Genomic DNA, 14,887 nt, shown 5'->3' on the forward strand with positions numbered 1-14,887 from the left:
TTTCGTCATAGGACAAATAAACATGAAGCCAGCATTCGCCAGACAAAACGCGTGGCTGCTCGGACTATGCCAGTTCTGCTACATGGCGGCCACGGCCACCGGTATCTCGTTCAGCGGGTTGGTCGGGGCGCGGCTGGCGCCATGGCCGGCGCTGGCCACCGTACCTTATCTGCTGATCACCGCCAGCACTGCGCTGGCCACGCTGGTGGTGCCACGGCTGATCGCGCGCCTGGGTTATCGCAAGGTGTTCGCGCTGGGCGCGGTGATCGGCTTGCTGGGCGGGATGACCTGCGTGGCGGCGCTGTTCGCGCAGTCGTTCGCGCTGTTCTGCCTGGCGGCGCCGTTGCAGGGGTTTTACCAGGCCACTTCGTTGTACTACCGCTATGCGGCGGCGGAAAGCGCGCCCGATGCGCACAAGGGATCGGCCATGGCGTGGGTGCTGAGCGGTGGCATTCTGGCCGCCTTCGCCGGACCGCTGCTGGGAGGCTATGCAGTGGACCGGATTCCCGGTGTGCTGTACGCCGGCAGCTTCATCGGCATGGCGCTGATGGCCTTGCTGGCACTGCTGCCGCTGGCGCTGACACGCCTGCCCGCGCCTCCACCGGTGGTGGCCGCTGCCGAGCGTCCGCGCTGGCGCGACGTGCTGGCCGCTCCCCCCGCTATGGGCGGCATCCTGGCCTGCGCCGGGGGCTACGCGCTGATGATGTTCATGATGGTGGCCAGCCCGCTGGCCATCGCCGGCTGCGGCTTTACGCCGGTACACGCCGCCAGCGTGATCCAGTGGCACATGCTGGGTATGTTCGCGCCTTCGCTGATCACCGGCCGCCTGATCGCCCGCTTCGGTGCGCCGCGTATCGCGGTGGCAGGCGGCTTGCTGAATCTGGTGGCCTGCGTGATGGCGTTGGCCGGCCTGACACTGAACCATTTCCACCTGTCGCTGTTGCTGGTGGGGCTGGGCTGGAACCTGATGTACATGGGCGGCAGCACGCTGATCGCCCAAAGCCCGCCAGCCGCCCGTGCGCGGCTGCAATCGGCCAACGAACTCTTCACCTTCTGCCTGGTGGCACTGGCCGCGGGGCTGGCGGGCTGGGTATATCAAGCGCTGGGCTGGTATGCGGTGGCCCGTATCGCGCTGGGGCTGACGTTGGGACTGGGCGTGGCGGCGCTATGGCTGACGCGCCGCCCCTGGGCGGGCATCGCCCGGCGGGAAGCCGCCTGAGGCGGCAGGAGCGCGCCGCCGGCGCGCTACTCCTGCCGCATCCGCTGCGGCGCGGGATTGCGGTAGGAAAGATGGAAGTCCAGCGATTCGCGGCCATCGGCCTTGAACTCGACGAACTGGACGCCAGTGCGGAACAGGCCGAATTCGTTGGAGAGCACGGTGTAGATCACCCGGCTCTTCACCTCGACCACCTTGGGGCGCTGGCCCGCACTCACGGCCGGGATGGAGATCAGCACCGTCACCTTGTCGGACATCGGCAGGCTGAAATCGGAATGCAGGCTGAAGCCGCCATGGGAGATATCGAAAGCCCTGCCACGAAAAGACAGCCGTTGCTCGCGCTCTTCGTAAACGATGGCCACCCGCCAGTTCACCAGGAAGCGTGCCTCGTGGCGCTGCTCCGCCCAATCGGGATCGGCGGCGTCCAGGCCGGGCAGGAAGAGATTGGGCATTCCTTTTTCCATGGGTAAATCCATCGGGCAAGTAGCCATGCATTATAGGACTGACCGCCATGCGCCCGGTGCATGGCAATCGTTCGGCCCACGCGCTATAACCGCATGGGCCCGCCTGCGGTGGGCCGTCCGGCTCACAAAATCCATACATCGTACGGCCGGAATCCAACAAACAGAGCAACGCGGTCACCGCCACGCCAAGCCGAATCGAGCCATGAAACCCCGTTCGGGCGCAATTGCCACCGTGCCGAGCCGCCGCTCACGCGACAAAGAGGGAATCCCCATGCGCGCATTACCTGCCCTGGTGCTGCTGGCCACGCTCGCTCCGCTGGCCCACGCCGAACCCAAACTGTTTTTCGATGATTTTCAATACACGGATCGCCAGGCGATGGCCGCCAAAGGCTGGATCGTGCGTACCGGGAGTGGCTGGCCCGGCGTGGAAGGCGCGCAATTCTGGGCCGATGGCGTGCGCGTGATCGCCGATCCGGCTGACAAGAACAACCGTCTGCTGCAATTGCGCGCCGCCACCGACGGCACCGCCAAGGGTACGCGGCAGGCGCAGTTGTGCCATGCCCGCAAGTACCTGGAAGGCACCTACGCGGCGCGGGTACGGTTTCACGATGCACCCGTGAGCGGGCCGGATGGCGACCCCATCGTCGAGACCTTCTATCTGATCAGTCCGCTGAAGGCACCCAAGGACCCCGACTACAGCGAGGCCGATTTCGAGTATCTGCCCAACGGCGGCTGGGGCAGCAACGGTGCGTATTTCTACGCCACCACCTGGGAGACCTTCATCCCCGCGCCCAATTTCTGGAAGGACAATCAGTACGACCGCGTGGCCGGCAGCCAGGAGGGCTGGCACACGCTGGTGCTGACCATCGCCGGCCAGCAGGTGAACTATTTCCTCGACGGCAAGCCCTTTGCCCGGCACGGGGGCGATTACTACCCGGAGGTGCCGATGTCGATCAACTTCAACCTGTGGTTCACCGGCCTGGCTTCGCTCGGTGCCGCACGCCGCGAGTACCAGCAGGAGGTGGACTGGGTCCTGCACGTGAAGGATGAGATGCTCACACCGGCGCAGGTCAACGAGCAGGTGAAGACGCTGCGCGGCGCGAAGGTGCCGTTCCGCGATACCGTGCCCACGCGCGGCCTGCCGTCACCCTGCAACTTGTAGCGTTCTGCGGGTCTACCCCGAAAAACAGGACAAACTATCCTGTTGCCGCCGGTTTATCCCATAAATCGGCGGCGGCATACTCCAGGCAAAAGTCGCTTCGCGACCCCATCACTGGAGCTTTGCCATGACCCGCCTGCCCACCTTTTTCGTCTCTCACGGTTCGCCGATGCTGGCGCTGGATGCCGGCAACGCCGGCAAGGCATGGGCGCAAATCGGCCAGGACCTGCCGCGTCCGCGCGCCGTGCTGATGGTATCCGCCCACTGGCATGCCACCGGCAGCGCCGTCAGCGCCGTGGCGGAACCGGAAACCATCCATGATTTCGGCGGCTTTCCGCCCGCGTTGTACGCGCTGCAATACCCCGCCCCCGGCGATCCCGCCCTGGCCCGCGAAGTGTTCCAGGCTCTGACCGATCATGGCTTCACGCCGCGTACGGACCCCGCCCGGGGGCTGGATCATGGTGCCTGGGTGCCGCTGCGCGTGATGTATCCCAAGGCCGATGTCCCGGTGGTGCAACTGGCGCTGGACATGCGCCAGGGCCCCGCCTGGCATTACCACCTGGGCCAGGCCCTGCGCAGCCTGCGCGACAGCGGGGTGCTGATCGTCGGCAGCGGCAGCATGACGCACAACCTGCACGATGTTTTTGGGCCCGAACCGGTGTCGCCCGACTATGTGGCGCCATTCCAGGACTGGATGCACGGACAACTGGATGCCGGCAACCTGGGTGCGCTGCTCGACTATCGCCGCCACGCGCCGCATGCCGAACGCGCACATCCCAGTGAGGAACATCTGCTGCCCCTGTTCGTGGCGTTGGGCGCCGCCGAAGGCGAGCGCGTAACCCGGCTGCACGATGAGGTAACGGACCGGGTGCTGGCGATGGACGTGTACCGGTTCGGGTAACGGCGGCAACCGCAAAGCAAAAAGGCTGGACGGAATCGTCCAGCCTTTTTTTGCGGCCATCGCCCCTCAGGACGAAAAGAACGCCTTCACCTTGTCCATGAAGGACTTGGCGCGCGGGTTGTGTTTTTCCGCATCGCCCTGGCTGATCTCTTCGAACTCCTTCAGCAGCTCCTTCTGGCGACTGGTCAGGTTGACCGGCGTTTCCAGCACCACGTGGCACATCAGGTCGCCGGTGATGGCGGTACGTACACCACGGATGCCCTTGCCGCGCAGGCGGAACACCTGACCAGTCTGAGTACCAGCCGGGATGCTGATACGCGCCTTGCCTTCCAGCGTGGGAATCTCGATCTCACCCCCCAGCGCGGCGGTTCCGATGCCGATCGGCATTTCGCAGTGCAGGTCGTTGCCTTCGCGCTCGAATACGCCGTGCGGCTTGAGGTGAACCACCACGAACAGGTCGCCCGGAGGGCCGCCGTTCACGCCGGGCTCGCCCTCGCCGGACAGGCGGATGCGATCACCCTCGTCCACACCGGCGGGGATTTTCACCGCCAGGGTCTTGGCGGTCTGCACCCGGCCGGTGCCGTGGCAGGTGCGGCAAGGATCGGGGATGTACTTGCCGCTGCCGTGGCAGGTGGGGCAAGTCTGCTGGATGCTGAAGAAGCCCTGCGATACGCGCACCTGGCCGTGGCCGTTGCAGGTATGGCAGGTCTTGGCTTCGGTGCCGGGCTTGGCGCCGCTGCCGTGGCAGGTATCGCACTCTTCGTGCGAGGGAATCTTGATCTGCTTTTCGACGCCGCGCGCGGCTTCTTCCAGCGTGATCTCCATGTTGTAGCGCAGGTCCGCCCCGCGATAGACGTTGGAACGCTGTCCGCCACCGCCCCGGCCGCCGCCGCCGAAGATATCGCCGAAGATATCGGAGAACGCATCGGCAAAGCCACCGCCGCCAAAGCCGCCGCCGCCCATCCCCGCCTGCGGGTCCACTCCCGCATGGCCGTACTGGTCGTACGCGGCGCGCTTTTGCGCGTCGGAAAGAATCTCGTAGGCCTCCTTGGCCTCCTTGAATTTTTCCTCGGCTTCCTTGCTATCCGGATTGCGGTCCGGGTGGTACTTCATTGCCAGTTTGCGATAGGACTTCTTGATGTCTTCGTCGCTGGCATCACGATTGACACCGAGGATGTCGTAAAAATCTTTTTTGGACATTGAGTGTGAGGTGTGAGGCGTGAGGTGTGAGGTGTACCGTTATTCGCGCTTGAGCGAGCGAATCAGGCCACTCAACAAACCAAACACTTCATTCAGACCTTCCTCCAGAGAGTGAGACGGTTGCGCCAGTTCCAGCCGACACGCAAACAAATACTGGGTTTCCAGCTCGCTGAGCGAGCCACGCGCGATGCCAAGAAAATGCCCGAATTCCCTTTTGGGTCATCCGGGCGGCACCTTCTGCGATGTTGCTCGGCACGGAAACGGCCGCGCGTCGCATCTGGCTGGTCAAGTTGAAAGCTTCATCACGCGAGAGCGTGGAGGTGAAGGCGCAGACTGCCTCGACCAGCCGCATGGCCGACTGCCAGGCCAGCAGGTCGTGGTGTTTACGCCTCACCCCTCACTCCTCACGTCTCACTTGTTGTCCTTCACCTCGGTGAACTCGGCATCGACCACGTTGCCGTCCTCGCCCTTGCCGGCTTCGCCACCCGCCGCGCCGGCCGCGCCCGCTTCGGCGCCGCCTTGCTGGGCGTACATCTGTTCGGCGAGCTTGTGGCTGGCCTGCATCAGCGCGTTGGTCTTGGCTTCGATCACTTCCTTGTCGTCGCCCTTCACCACGTCTTCCAGTTCCTTGATCGCGGTTTCGATCGCGGTCTTTTCGTCGGCGGCGATCTTGTCACCGAATTCGGTCAGCGACTTTTTCACCGAGTGGATCATCGCATCGCCCTGGTTGCGCGCGCCCACCAGTTCGGACAACTTCTTGTCTTCTTCGGCGTTCAGTTCGGCGTCGCGCACCATGCGCTGGATTTCCTCTTCGGACAGGCCGGAGGATGCCTGGATCTTGATCTTGTTTTCCTTGCCGGTGGCCTTGTCCTTGGCACTCACGTGCAGGATGCCGTTGGCGTCGATGTCGAAGGTCACTTCGATCTGCGGCACGCCGCGCGGTGCGGGCGGGATGTCCGACAGGTTGAACTGGCCCAGGCTCTTGTTGGCCGACGCCTTTTCGCGCTCGCCCTGCAACACGTGGATCGTCACCGCGTTCTGGTTGTCGTCGGCGGTGGAGAACACTTGCGATGCCTTGGTCGGGATCGTGGTGTTCTTGTTGATCAGCTTGGTCAGCACGCCACCCAGCGTTTCGATACCCAGCGACAGCGGGGTCACGTCCAGCAGCAGCACGTCCTTGCGATCGCCCCCCAGCACGGCGCCCTGGATCGCGGCACCGACGGCCACGGCTTCGTCCGGGTTCACGTCGCGGCGGGCTTCCTTGCCGAAGAACTCCTTTACCTTGTCCTGCACCATCGGCATGCGGCTCTGGCCACCGACCAGGATCACGTCATCGATGTCGGAAGCCTTCAGGCCGGCATCCTTCAGCGCGATGCGGCACGGCTCGATGGAGCGGGCGATCAGGTCTTCCACCAGCGATTCGAACTTGGCGCGGGTGATCTTCAGCACCAGGTGCTTCGGACCAGTGGCATCCATCGTGATGTACGGCAGGTTGATTTCGGTCTGGCTGGACGACGACAACTCGATCTTGGCCTTTTCCGCAGCTTCCTTCAGGCGTTGCAGCGCCATCACGTCCTGCTTCAGGTTGATGCCCTGTTCCTTCTGGAACTCGCCGATGATGTAGTCGATGATGCGCTGGTCGAAGTCTTCGCCACCCAGGAAGGTATCGCCGTTGGTGGCCAGCACTTCGAATTGCTTGTCGCCATCGACATCCGCGATTTCGATGATCGAGATGTCGAACGTGCCGCCGCCCAGGTCATACACGGCGATCTTGGAATCGCCCTTTTCCTTCTTGTCCAGGCCAAAGGCCAGCGCAGCCGCGGTCGGCTCGTTGATGATGCGCTTCACTTCCAGGCCGGCGATGCGGCCGGCGTCCTTGGTGGCCTGGCGCTGGCTGTCGTTGAAGTAGGCCGGTACCGTGATCACGGCCTCGGTCACTTCCTCGCCCAGGTAGTCCTCGGCGGTCTTCTTCATCTTGCGCAGCACTTCGGCGCTGATCTGCGGCGGAGCCTTGCGGTCGCCACGCACTTCCACCCAGGCGTCGCCGTTGTCGGCCTTGGAAATGGTGTAGGGCATCAAGTCGATGTCCTTCTGCACCTCTTTCTCGTCGAATTTGCGACCGATCAGGCGCTTCACCGCGTACAGGGTGTTCTTCGGGTTGGTCACCGCCTGGCGCTTGGCCGGGGCGCCGACCAGGATTTCGCCGTCTTCCTGGTAAGCGATGATCGACGGGGTGGTCCGCGCGCCTTCCGAGTTTTCGATGACCTTGGGTTGGCCGTTTTCCAGCACGGCCACACAGCTATTGGTGGTGCCCAGGTCGATACCGATGATCTTTGCCATGTCGTTCTGTCCTCTTGTTCCGAGCCGCTGGCGGAGCCGCGGCGTTGAATTCAAATAACCTTGATGCGCAAGTGGGGATGCCGCCCGGGTTTTCAAGCACCGCCGTTCATGCGGCGGTAATCCGGCGGCAACATGCTTACTGCGGCGCGGCCACGATCACCATGGCCGGGCGCAGCACGCGGCCTGAGAGCAGGTAGCCCTTTTGCAGCACGCGCACCACGGTGTTCGGCTCCTGCGCCGACGGCTCCACCGAGATCGCCTGGTGCAGGTTGGGATCGAGTTTGTCGCCGGCCTGGGGCGCGATGTCGGTCAGCTCGAATTTCTCGAACGCGCTCACCAGCGCTTTGTGGGTGAGATCGACGCCCATCTTCAGCGCTTCGAAGTTGCCGGATTGGTCCAGCAGCGCCATTTCCATCGCGTCCTTCACCGCCATCAGTTCGCGGGCGAATTTCTCGACGGCGAAGCGGCGGGCCTTGTCCACTTCCTCGGCGGCGCGGCGGCGGATGTTCTCGCCTTCGGCCTTGGCGTACAACACGTCCTGGCGTGCCTTGTCCAACTCGGCGGCCACCACGGCCATGCGTTCGTCCTGCGCGGCCTCCGCGTCCTCGAATTGCTGAAGGTCTTGCTGCTGGTTTTCTTGTTGTTCGTTCAGATCGTTCTGTTCGCTCATAACCTTGCCACTCCGTTCCAGATTCATTGCTGTGCCCAAGATGGGCGCGGGGCGGCACATTTCAAGGGCCTGGCCCGGGTGGCAGGCCATGATGGTGCGCAAGTCGAAGCAGGCTCCCGGCAAGGCCGGGCGCTACATGGCCAATGGTACGCACGCAGCGGCCCTTCCCTGTTTGAATCCACTTCCTACCCTCGCCGCCGCGAGGCCCTGGCCCGGGTGGCAGGCCACGATGGTGCGCAAGTCGAAGCAGGCTCCCGGCAAGGCCGGGCGCTACATGGTCAATGGTACGCACGCAGCAGCCCTTCCCTGTTGGAATCCACTCCCTACCCTCGCCGCCGCGAGGCCCTGGCCCGGGTGGCAGGCTACGATGGTGCGCAAGTCGAAGCAGGCCCCCGGCAAAGCCGGGCGCTACAGGTCAATGGTATGCACGTAGCGGCCCTTCCCTGTTTGAATCCACTCCCTACCCTCGCCGCCGCGAGGGGCTGCGCTGTGCCGTTCGGCAATCAAACATCGCGCTAGGTGCATTCCCCAACTTGTAGTCATCTTCGCGCAACTACATTGTTATGGTGCGACGCCGCATTGTGTTGCGGTGCACGGAGGCCAGCTTGCCTCGATCGAACAACCCGGCCTCAAGGCCAGCTTTTTTGCGGGAGAAAGCCATGACCACGCGGGAACAACGCATTGCACAAATCGAACAGGACTGGCGCGAGAATCCGCGCTGGAAAGGTATAGAGCGCGCTTATACGGCAGCGGATGTTGAAAGGCTGCGGGGAACACTACACATCGAGCACACCCTGGCACGTCGTGGCGCCGAGAAGCTGTGGACCCTGATGCACGAGCAGCCGTATGTCCACGCGCTGGGCGCGCTGACCGGCAACCAGGCCATGCAGCAGGTAAAGGCCGGGCTGAAGGCCATCTATCTGTCGGGCTGGCAGGTGGCGGCGGATGCCAATATCGCCGGCGAGATGTATCCGGACCAATCGTTGTATCCGGCCAATTCGGTGCCGGCGGTGGTTCGCCGCATCAACAACACCTTCCAGCGTGCCGATCAGATCAGCCACGCCGAGGGTGACGACAGCATCGATTACTACGCCCCCATCGTGGCCGATGCCGAAGCCGGCTTCGGCGGCGTGCTCAATGCTTTCGAGCTGATGAAGGGCATGATCGAAGCCGGTGCCGCCGGTGTGCACTTCGAGGACCAGCTCGCCAGCGTGAAGAAGTGTGGCCACATGGGCGGCAAGGTGCTGGTGCCCACCCGCGAGGCAGTGGAAAAGCTGGTGGCCGCGCGCTTGGCCGCCGACGTGCTGGGCGTGCCGACCATCCTGGTCGCCCGTACCGACGCCGAGGCCGCCGACCTGCTGACCAGTGACGTGGACGCCAACGACCGTCCGTTCTGCACCGGCGAGCGTACCCCCGAAGGCTTCTATCGCACGAAGCCAGGCCTGGAGCAGGCCATCAGCCGCGGCCTGGCCTACGCACCGTACGCCGATCTGATCTGGTGCGAGACCGGTAAGCCGGACCTGGAGTATGCGCGCAAGTTCGCCGAGGCGATCCACGCCAAGTTCCCCGGCAAGATGCTGGCCTATAACTGCTCGCCGAGCTTCAACTGGAAAAAGAACCTGGACGACGCCACTATCGCGCGTTTCCAGAAGGAACTGGGTGCGCTGGGCTACAAGTTTCAGTTCATTACGCTGGCCGGCTTCCACGCCCTCAACTACGGCATGTTCAACCTGGCCCACGGCTATGCCCGTGCGGGCATGACTGCCTTCGTCGAGTTGCAACAGGCCGAGTTCGCCGCCGCCGAGCGTGGTTTCACCGCAGTGAAACACCAACGCGAAGTGGGCACCGGGTACTTCGATGCGGTAACGCAGACGATCCAGCAAGGCCAGTCGAGCACCACGGCGCTGACCGGCTCGACCGAGGAAGAGCAGTTCCACTGAGCCGCTAACGAAACCTTCCTGGCGGCGGCGCGCAAACTTGCCGTACTACACGTCCTGTCTACGTTTCGCGCTTCTTGCCAGGACCGCTTCGCTGGGTTTTGCTAGCAGCTCTTGAGTTCCAGGTAGTACCGTCCCAGGCGGTGCGACACGGCCCACCCGCAAGCCGGGCCGCGCCGCCTGGGGCGTGGAAGGCATCCACTCCATCGGATGGCCTTCCCGGCTGTACCCGATGTGGCGAGCGATCCGACGGCATATCCCGCGTCCGTCGCGTGGATCGTTCGCCACCTGTTCCCGCCATGAGAGGGAGCGCCGACGCCGTATCTCCCGGCGTCGGCAGCCGCAGTAAACGCCGCAGGCAAGAATGGCCCGCGCCAGCCGCCAAAGCGCGGCTGCCCTAATATTCCTAGCGATGCGCGCCCCGTATGGCGTGTCGCCATTATCCAGGAGACCACTATGACGCTGTCCCCCGGCATCGAACTGAACGCTGAAATCACCTCCGAATTCGCCGAGATCCTCACCCCCGATGCGCTGGCCTTCGTTGCCATGCTGCACCGCCGCTTCGAAGCACGCCGCCAGGAACTGCTGGCCGCCCGCGTGCGCCGCCAGACCGAGCTGGACGCTGGCCGCCGCCCCGACTTTCTGCCCGAGACCCAGGCCGTGCGCGACGGCGACTGGCGCATCGCGCCGGTGCCGGCCGACCTGGCGCTGCGCCGGGTGGAGATCACCGGGCCGGTCGAGCGCAAGATGATCATCAATGCGCTCAATTCCGGTGCCGACAGCTATATGACGGATTTCGAGGATTCGAACACGCCCAACTGGTCGAACCAGATCCAGGGGCAGATCAACCTCAAGCAGGCGATCCGCCGCACCCTTTCCTTTCGCAACGAAGCCGGCAAGGAGTACCGCCTGAACGACAAGGTGGCGACGCTGGTGGTGCGTCCGCGCGGCTGGCACCTGGACGAGAAGCACGTCACCGTCGATGGCACGCGCGTGTCGGGCGGCATCTTCGACTTCGCGCTGTTCCTGTTCCACAACGCCAAGGAGCTGCTGGCACGGGGCAGCGGCCCGTATTTCTACCTGCCCAAGATGGAAAGCCATCTGGAAGCGCGGCTTTGGAACGACATTTTCGTCGCGGCGCAGCACGAGTTGGGTATCCCTCAGGGCACGATCAAGGCCACGGTTCTGATCGAGACCATCCTCGCCGCGTTCGAGATGGAAGAAATCCTCTACGAGTTGCGCGAGCACTCGGCCGGGCTGAACGCGGGGCGCTGGGATTACATCTTCAGTTGCATCAAGAAGTTCAAGACCGATCGCGATTTCTGCCTGGCCAACCGCGCCCAGATCACCATGACCGTGCCATTCATGCGCGCCTACGCGCTGAATCTGGTCAAGGCGTGCCATAAGCGCGGCGCCCCCGCCATCGGCGGCATGAGCGCGCTGATTCCGATCAAGAACGATGCCGAGGCCAACGACAAGGCGATGGCCGCGGTGCGCGCCGACAAGACCCGCGACGCCAACGATGGCTTCGATGGCGGCTGGGTGGCGCACCCCGGGCTGGTGCCGATCGCGATGGAGGAATGGCTGAAGGTGCTGGGCGACGCGCCCAACCAGTTCGGCAAGCAGCGCGACGACGTGACCACCCGCGCCGCCGATCTGCTGGATTTCCAGCCCGAGCAGCCGATCACCGAGGCCGGTCTGCGGATGAACATCGACGTCGGCATCCAGTACCTGGGCTCGTGGCTGGCCGGCAACGGCTGCGTGCCGATCCACAATCTGATGGAGGATGCCGCCACCGCCGAAATCAGCCGCAGTCAGGTGTGGCAATGGATCCGCTCGCCCAAGGGGGTGCTGGACGATGGCCGCAAGGTCACCGCCGAGATGGTGCGCGGCATGATCCCGCAGGTGCTCGACGCGATCCGCGCCGAACACGGCGACGACACCTTCAACCGCGTGCCATATACCCAGGCGGCACAGATTTTCGAGCAGATGAGCACCAGCGAGGATTTTGCCGAGTTCCTCACGCTGCCGCTGTACGAGAAGATCTGATCGCCACCGGCATCACGGAACGGCGCCTTTCGGGGCGCCGTTTTTCATGGCGTCAGGTCAGAATGTACTGCGCATCCGGCTGCAACGGCGGCGGCAGTTGCGGCGCGTCGGTCATTTCCAGCAGCGTTCGCTCCACCGTGCGGCAGATCGCGTCGAGCGCCAGATCGTTGGGCTCGGTGCCGAACGGCGTTTCCAGCTCGCCGGCGATGGATTCCAGCGCCATGAAGGTATAGGCGACGAACACCGAGATCAGCGGTGTCAGCAGGCCGATGCTGTCGACCAGGCCCAGCGGCAACAGCGAACAATAAAGGTAGATGGTCCGGTGCAACAGCACGCTGTAGGCATAGGGCAGCGGCGTGCTGGCGATGCGTTCGCAACTGCCCAGGATGTCGGAGAGTCGATCCAGGTTGGCATCCAGCGACTGCCACAGGATCTCGCTCAGGCGCCCGGCGGCGCGTTCCTCCGCCAGCCACAGCCCCAGTTCGCGCAGCAGCATTGCCGGCACGAACTGTGCTGTCATCAGCCGTGCCGCCACGGGTGCGGGCAGCAGGCGCGCCAGGTCCGCCGCCGGATCGGTCTGGCGCAACTGGTGCTTGAGCGCGAAGGCGAACGCCTGCAACAGCGCGGCGAAGTGGACGATGCGCACGTCGTCCGGCGCGCGGCCGGTCATGGCGATGGCCTGCCGCAAGAGCGAGCGGGTATGAACCATCACACCGCCGCACAGCTTGCGCGCCTCCCAGAAGCGGTCGTAGCTGGTGTTGTTGCGAAAACCCAGGAAGATTGCCAGCGCGATCCCCATCAGGCTGAACGGCCCGATCGACAGATGCAGGCCGAAGCCCTCGAACCAGCCGTGCAACGCCACCACCAGCAACGCGAAGGCCAGGTTCAGCCCCAGACGCGGCAGGATGGACGACAGCACCGAGCCACGCCAGGTGAAAACCATGAACAACCAGTGTTGCGGCGGGCGGACGATCATCGAATGGCGCTGAAATGCAGTGGGAGCGCAATTCTAGCCATGCGACCGTGTAAGTCGGGTTACCGCTTGATACGCCCGCACTGGCAAAAGCCGGGATGCACCCTCATCTGGGGTGAATCGCCCCAGGGCGTCCCTCAACCCCACACCAGGTTGCCATGTCCGAGACTTCCCCTGCCCGCCGCATCACCCCCTTGCTCGGGCTGCTGCCGTTCCTGCGGCCCTACCTGGGCCGCTGGATCGCCGCCTTCGCCGCGCTGGCCGTGGCTGCCGGTGCCACGCTGGCGCTACCGGTGGCATTCCGTCACCTGATCGACCTGGGCTTCGCCGCCGGTAACCGCGGGCATATCGACCGCTACTTCATCGCGCTGTTCGCGGTATCGGTGGTGCTGGCCATCGCCACCGCGCTGCGTTTCTACTGGGTGTCGTGGCTGGGCGAGCGCACCACCGCCGACCTGCGCCGTGCCGTTTACGACCACGTGCTGCGCATGAGCCCCCAGTTTTTCGAAACCACACAGACCGGCGAGGTGCTATCGCGCCTGACCACCGACACCACGCTGATCCAGACCGTGGTCGGCACCAGTCTGTCGATGGGCCTGCGCAACGCCTTCCTGCTGCTGGGCGGGCTGACCATGCTGATCGTCACCAGCCCTGCGCTGGCCGGCTATATCCTGGCGACGCTACTGGCGGTGATCGCGCCGATCCTGGTGTTCGGCCGACGGGTGCGGCGATTGTCCAAGGCCAGCCAGGACAAGGTGGCGGATGCCAGCGCGCTGGCTGGCGAGATTCTCAATGCGATGCCCACGGTGCAGTCGTTCACCCGCGAGCCGCACGAAGCGGCGCGCTTCGACCGCGCGGTGGAATCCGCCTATGCCGCCGCGCTACAGCGGGTGCGCGCCCGCTCGTGGCTGACCGCGGTGGTGATCCTGCTGGTATTCGCCGCCGTGGTATTCGTGCTGTGGTTGGGCGCCCAGGCGGTGATGGACGGCCGCATGAGCGCGGGCGAGCTGTCGCAGTTCATCCTCTACGCAGTGGTCACCGCTGGTGCGGTCGGTGCCATTGCCGAGGTGTGGGGCGACCTGCAACGCGCCGCCGGCGCGGCCGAGCGGCTGATGGAACTGCTGGCGCTGCAATCGCCGGTGGCCGACGCCACCGCGCCGCGACCGCTGCCGCACCAGGGCGACGGCATCCGCTTCGACGCGGTGCAGTTCGCCTATCCGTCGCGCCCCGATACGCCGGCGTTGCATGCGCTGTCGCTGCATATCCGCCCCGGCGAACACGTGGCACTGGTCGGCCCCAGCGGTGCTGGCAAGACCACGCTGTTCCAGCTGCTGCTGCGTTTCTACGATCCGCAAGGCGGGCGCATCGTGTTCAATGGCATCGATACGCGGGATGCTGCCTTGCATGACCTGCGCGCGCAGGTCGGTGTGGTGTTGCAGGAATCGGTGATCTTTGCCGGCAGCGTGGCCGACAATATCCGCTACGGCCGGCTGGACGCCAGCGACGCCGAGGTGCATGCCGCCGCCACCATGGCCGCCGCGGCCGACTTCATCGACGCGTTGCCCGAGGGCTACGACACCTTTCTGGGCGAGCGCGGGGTACGGCTGTCCGGTGGACAGCGCCAGCGCATCGCCATCGCCCGTGCCATCCTGAAGAACCCGCCGATCCTGCTGCTGGATGAGGCCACCAGCGCGCTCGACGCCGCCAGCGAACGCGCGGTGCAGCAGGCGCTGGACAACGCCGCACACGACCGTACCACCCTGGTGATCGCGCATCGGCTCGCCACCGTGCAACAGGCGGACCGTATCGTGGTGCTGGAACACGGCCGCATCGTCGCCGAGGGCACGCACGCCGCGCTGCTGGATAGTTCGCCGCTCTATGCGCGGCTGGCGGCGTTGCAGTTCGCCGAGGGCCCGGTGGGCGGCTGACCTGGCGGCCGGCCCGCTCGGCGCGCCGGATCGTCAAGAAAAAACGGGAG

12 protein-coding genes and 1 pseudogene are annotated in these 14,887 nt (G+C 64.8%); 6 read left to right on the forward strand and 7 right to left on the reverse strand.

The window, feature by feature from the left end; translation table 11 throughout:
* Positions 1 to 22 precede the first annotated feature (22 nt).
* Complete coding sequence (locus FAZ21_RS00075) at positions 23 to 1,219, forward strand: MFS transporter (protein WP_136771243.1); 1,197 nt, start codon at positions 23 to 25, stop codon at positions 1,217 to 1,219.
* A 26-nt stretch (positions 1,220 to 1,245) separates the two neighbouring features.
* Here FAZ21_RS00075 and FAZ21_RS00080 read toward each other — a convergent pair whose 3' ends face one another.
* Positions 1,246 to 1,680 (reverse strand): PilZ domain-containing protein, encoded by a 435-nt coding sequence (locus tag FAZ21_RS00080; RefSeq protein ID WP_169307186.1) that lies wholly within the window; start codon positions 1,678 to 1,680, stop codon positions 1,246 to 1,248.
* Positions 1,681 to 1,951: 271 nt separating this feature from the next.
* Between FAZ21_RS00080 and FAZ21_RS00085 the strand changes: the two genes are divergently transcribed.
* Together FAZ21_RS00085 and FAZ21_RS00090 are read left to right on the forward strand one after the other, a co-directional pair.
* The gene (locus FAZ21_RS00085) at positions 1,952 to 2,842 is read left to right on the forward strand and encodes a glycoside hydrolase family 16 protein (RefSeq protein WP_136771245.1); all 891 of its coding nucleotides are present in this window, start codon (positions 1,952 to 1,954) and stop codon (positions 2,840 to 2,842) included.
* Between the two features lie 124 nt (positions 2,843 to 2,966).
* Entirely contained in the window at positions 2,967 to 3,740 is a 774-nt protein-coding gene (locus FAZ21_RS00090) for a DODA-type extradiol aromatic ring-opening family dioxygenase (protein WP_136771246.1), read from the forward strand.
* A 66-nt stretch (positions 3,741 to 3,806) separates the two neighbouring features.
* Here the strand turns inward: FAZ21_RS00090 and dnaJ are convergent, their stop codons facing one another.
* From dnaJ to grpE, 5 genes and pseudogenes are all read right to left on the reverse strand, one after another.
* Positions 3,807 to 4,940, reverse strand: coding sequence for a molecular chaperone DnaJ (gene dnaJ, locus FAZ21_RS00095; RefSeq protein ID WP_136771247.1), 1,134 nt, complete (start codon positions 4,938 to 4,940; stop codon positions 3,807 to 3,809).
* Positions 4,941 to 4,979: 39 nt separating this feature from the next.
* The gene (locus FAZ21_RS20695) at positions 4,980 to 5,129 is read right to left on the reverse strand and encodes a four helix bundle protein (RefSeq protein WP_308418433.1); all 150 of its coding nucleotides are present in this window, start codon (positions 5,127 to 5,129) and stop codon (positions 4,980 to 4,982) included.
* Positions 5,130 to 5,148: 19 nt separating this feature from the next.
* A pseudogene (locus tag FAZ21_RS21305) lies at positions 5,149 to 5,334 on the reverse strand (four helix bundle protein); the annotation flags it as partial.
* A gap of 17 nt (positions 5,335 to 5,351) precedes the next feature.
* Positions 5,352 to 7,280, reverse strand: a complete 1,929-nt coding sequence (dnaK, locus tag FAZ21_RS00105) for a molecular chaperone DnaK (RefSeq protein WP_136771248.1) — start codon at positions 7,278 to 7,280, stop codon at positions 5,352 to 5,354.
* A gap of 136 nt (positions 7,281 to 7,416) precedes the next feature.
* On the reverse strand, positions 7,417 to 7,950 hold the full coding sequence (grpE, locus tag FAZ21_RS00110; RefSeq protein WP_136771249.1) for a nucleotide exchange factor GrpE: 534 nt from the start codon (positions 7,948 to 7,950) through the stop codon (positions 7,417 to 7,419).
* A gap of 659 nt (positions 7,951 to 8,609) precedes the next feature.
* On the opposite strand from grpE, the gene aceA reads away from it, so the two are divergent.
* On the forward strand, positions 8,610 to 9,890 hold the full coding sequence (aceA, locus tag FAZ21_RS00115) for an isocitrate lyase (protein ID WP_136771250.1): 1,281 nt from the start codon (positions 8,610 to 8,612) through the stop codon (positions 9,888 to 9,890).
* Positions 9,891 to 10,343: 453 nt separating this feature from the next.
* Complete coding sequence (aceB, locus tag FAZ21_RS00120) at positions 10,344 to 11,936, forward strand: malate synthase A (RefSeq protein WP_136771251.1); 1,593 nt, start codon at positions 10,344 to 10,346, stop codon at positions 11,934 to 11,936.
* A 52-nt stretch (positions 11,937 to 11,988) separates the two neighbouring features.
* Here the strand turns inward: aceB and FAZ21_RS00125 are convergent, their stop codons facing one another.
* Complete coding sequence (locus FAZ21_RS00125) at positions 11,989 to 12,912, reverse strand: bestrophin family protein (RefSeq protein ID WP_136771252.1); 924 nt, start codon at positions 12,910 to 12,912, stop codon at positions 11,989 to 11,991.
* 155 nt (positions 12,913 to 13,067) lie between these two features.
* Here FAZ21_RS00125 and FAZ21_RS00130 point away from each other — a divergent pair, with 155 nt between their 5' ends.
* Positions 13,068 to 14,837, forward strand: coding sequence for an ABC transporter transmembrane domain-containing protein (locus FAZ21_RS00130; protein ID WP_136771253.1), 1,770 nt, complete (start codon positions 13,068 to 13,070; stop codon positions 14,835 to 14,837).
* Positions 14,838 to 14,887 lie beyond the last annotated feature (50 nt).

The organism is Chitiniphilus eburneus (assembly GCF_005048205.1).
GTDB lineage: Bacteria > Pseudomonadota > Gammaproteobacteria > Burkholderiales > Chitinibacteraceae > Chitiniphilus > Chitiniphilus eburneus.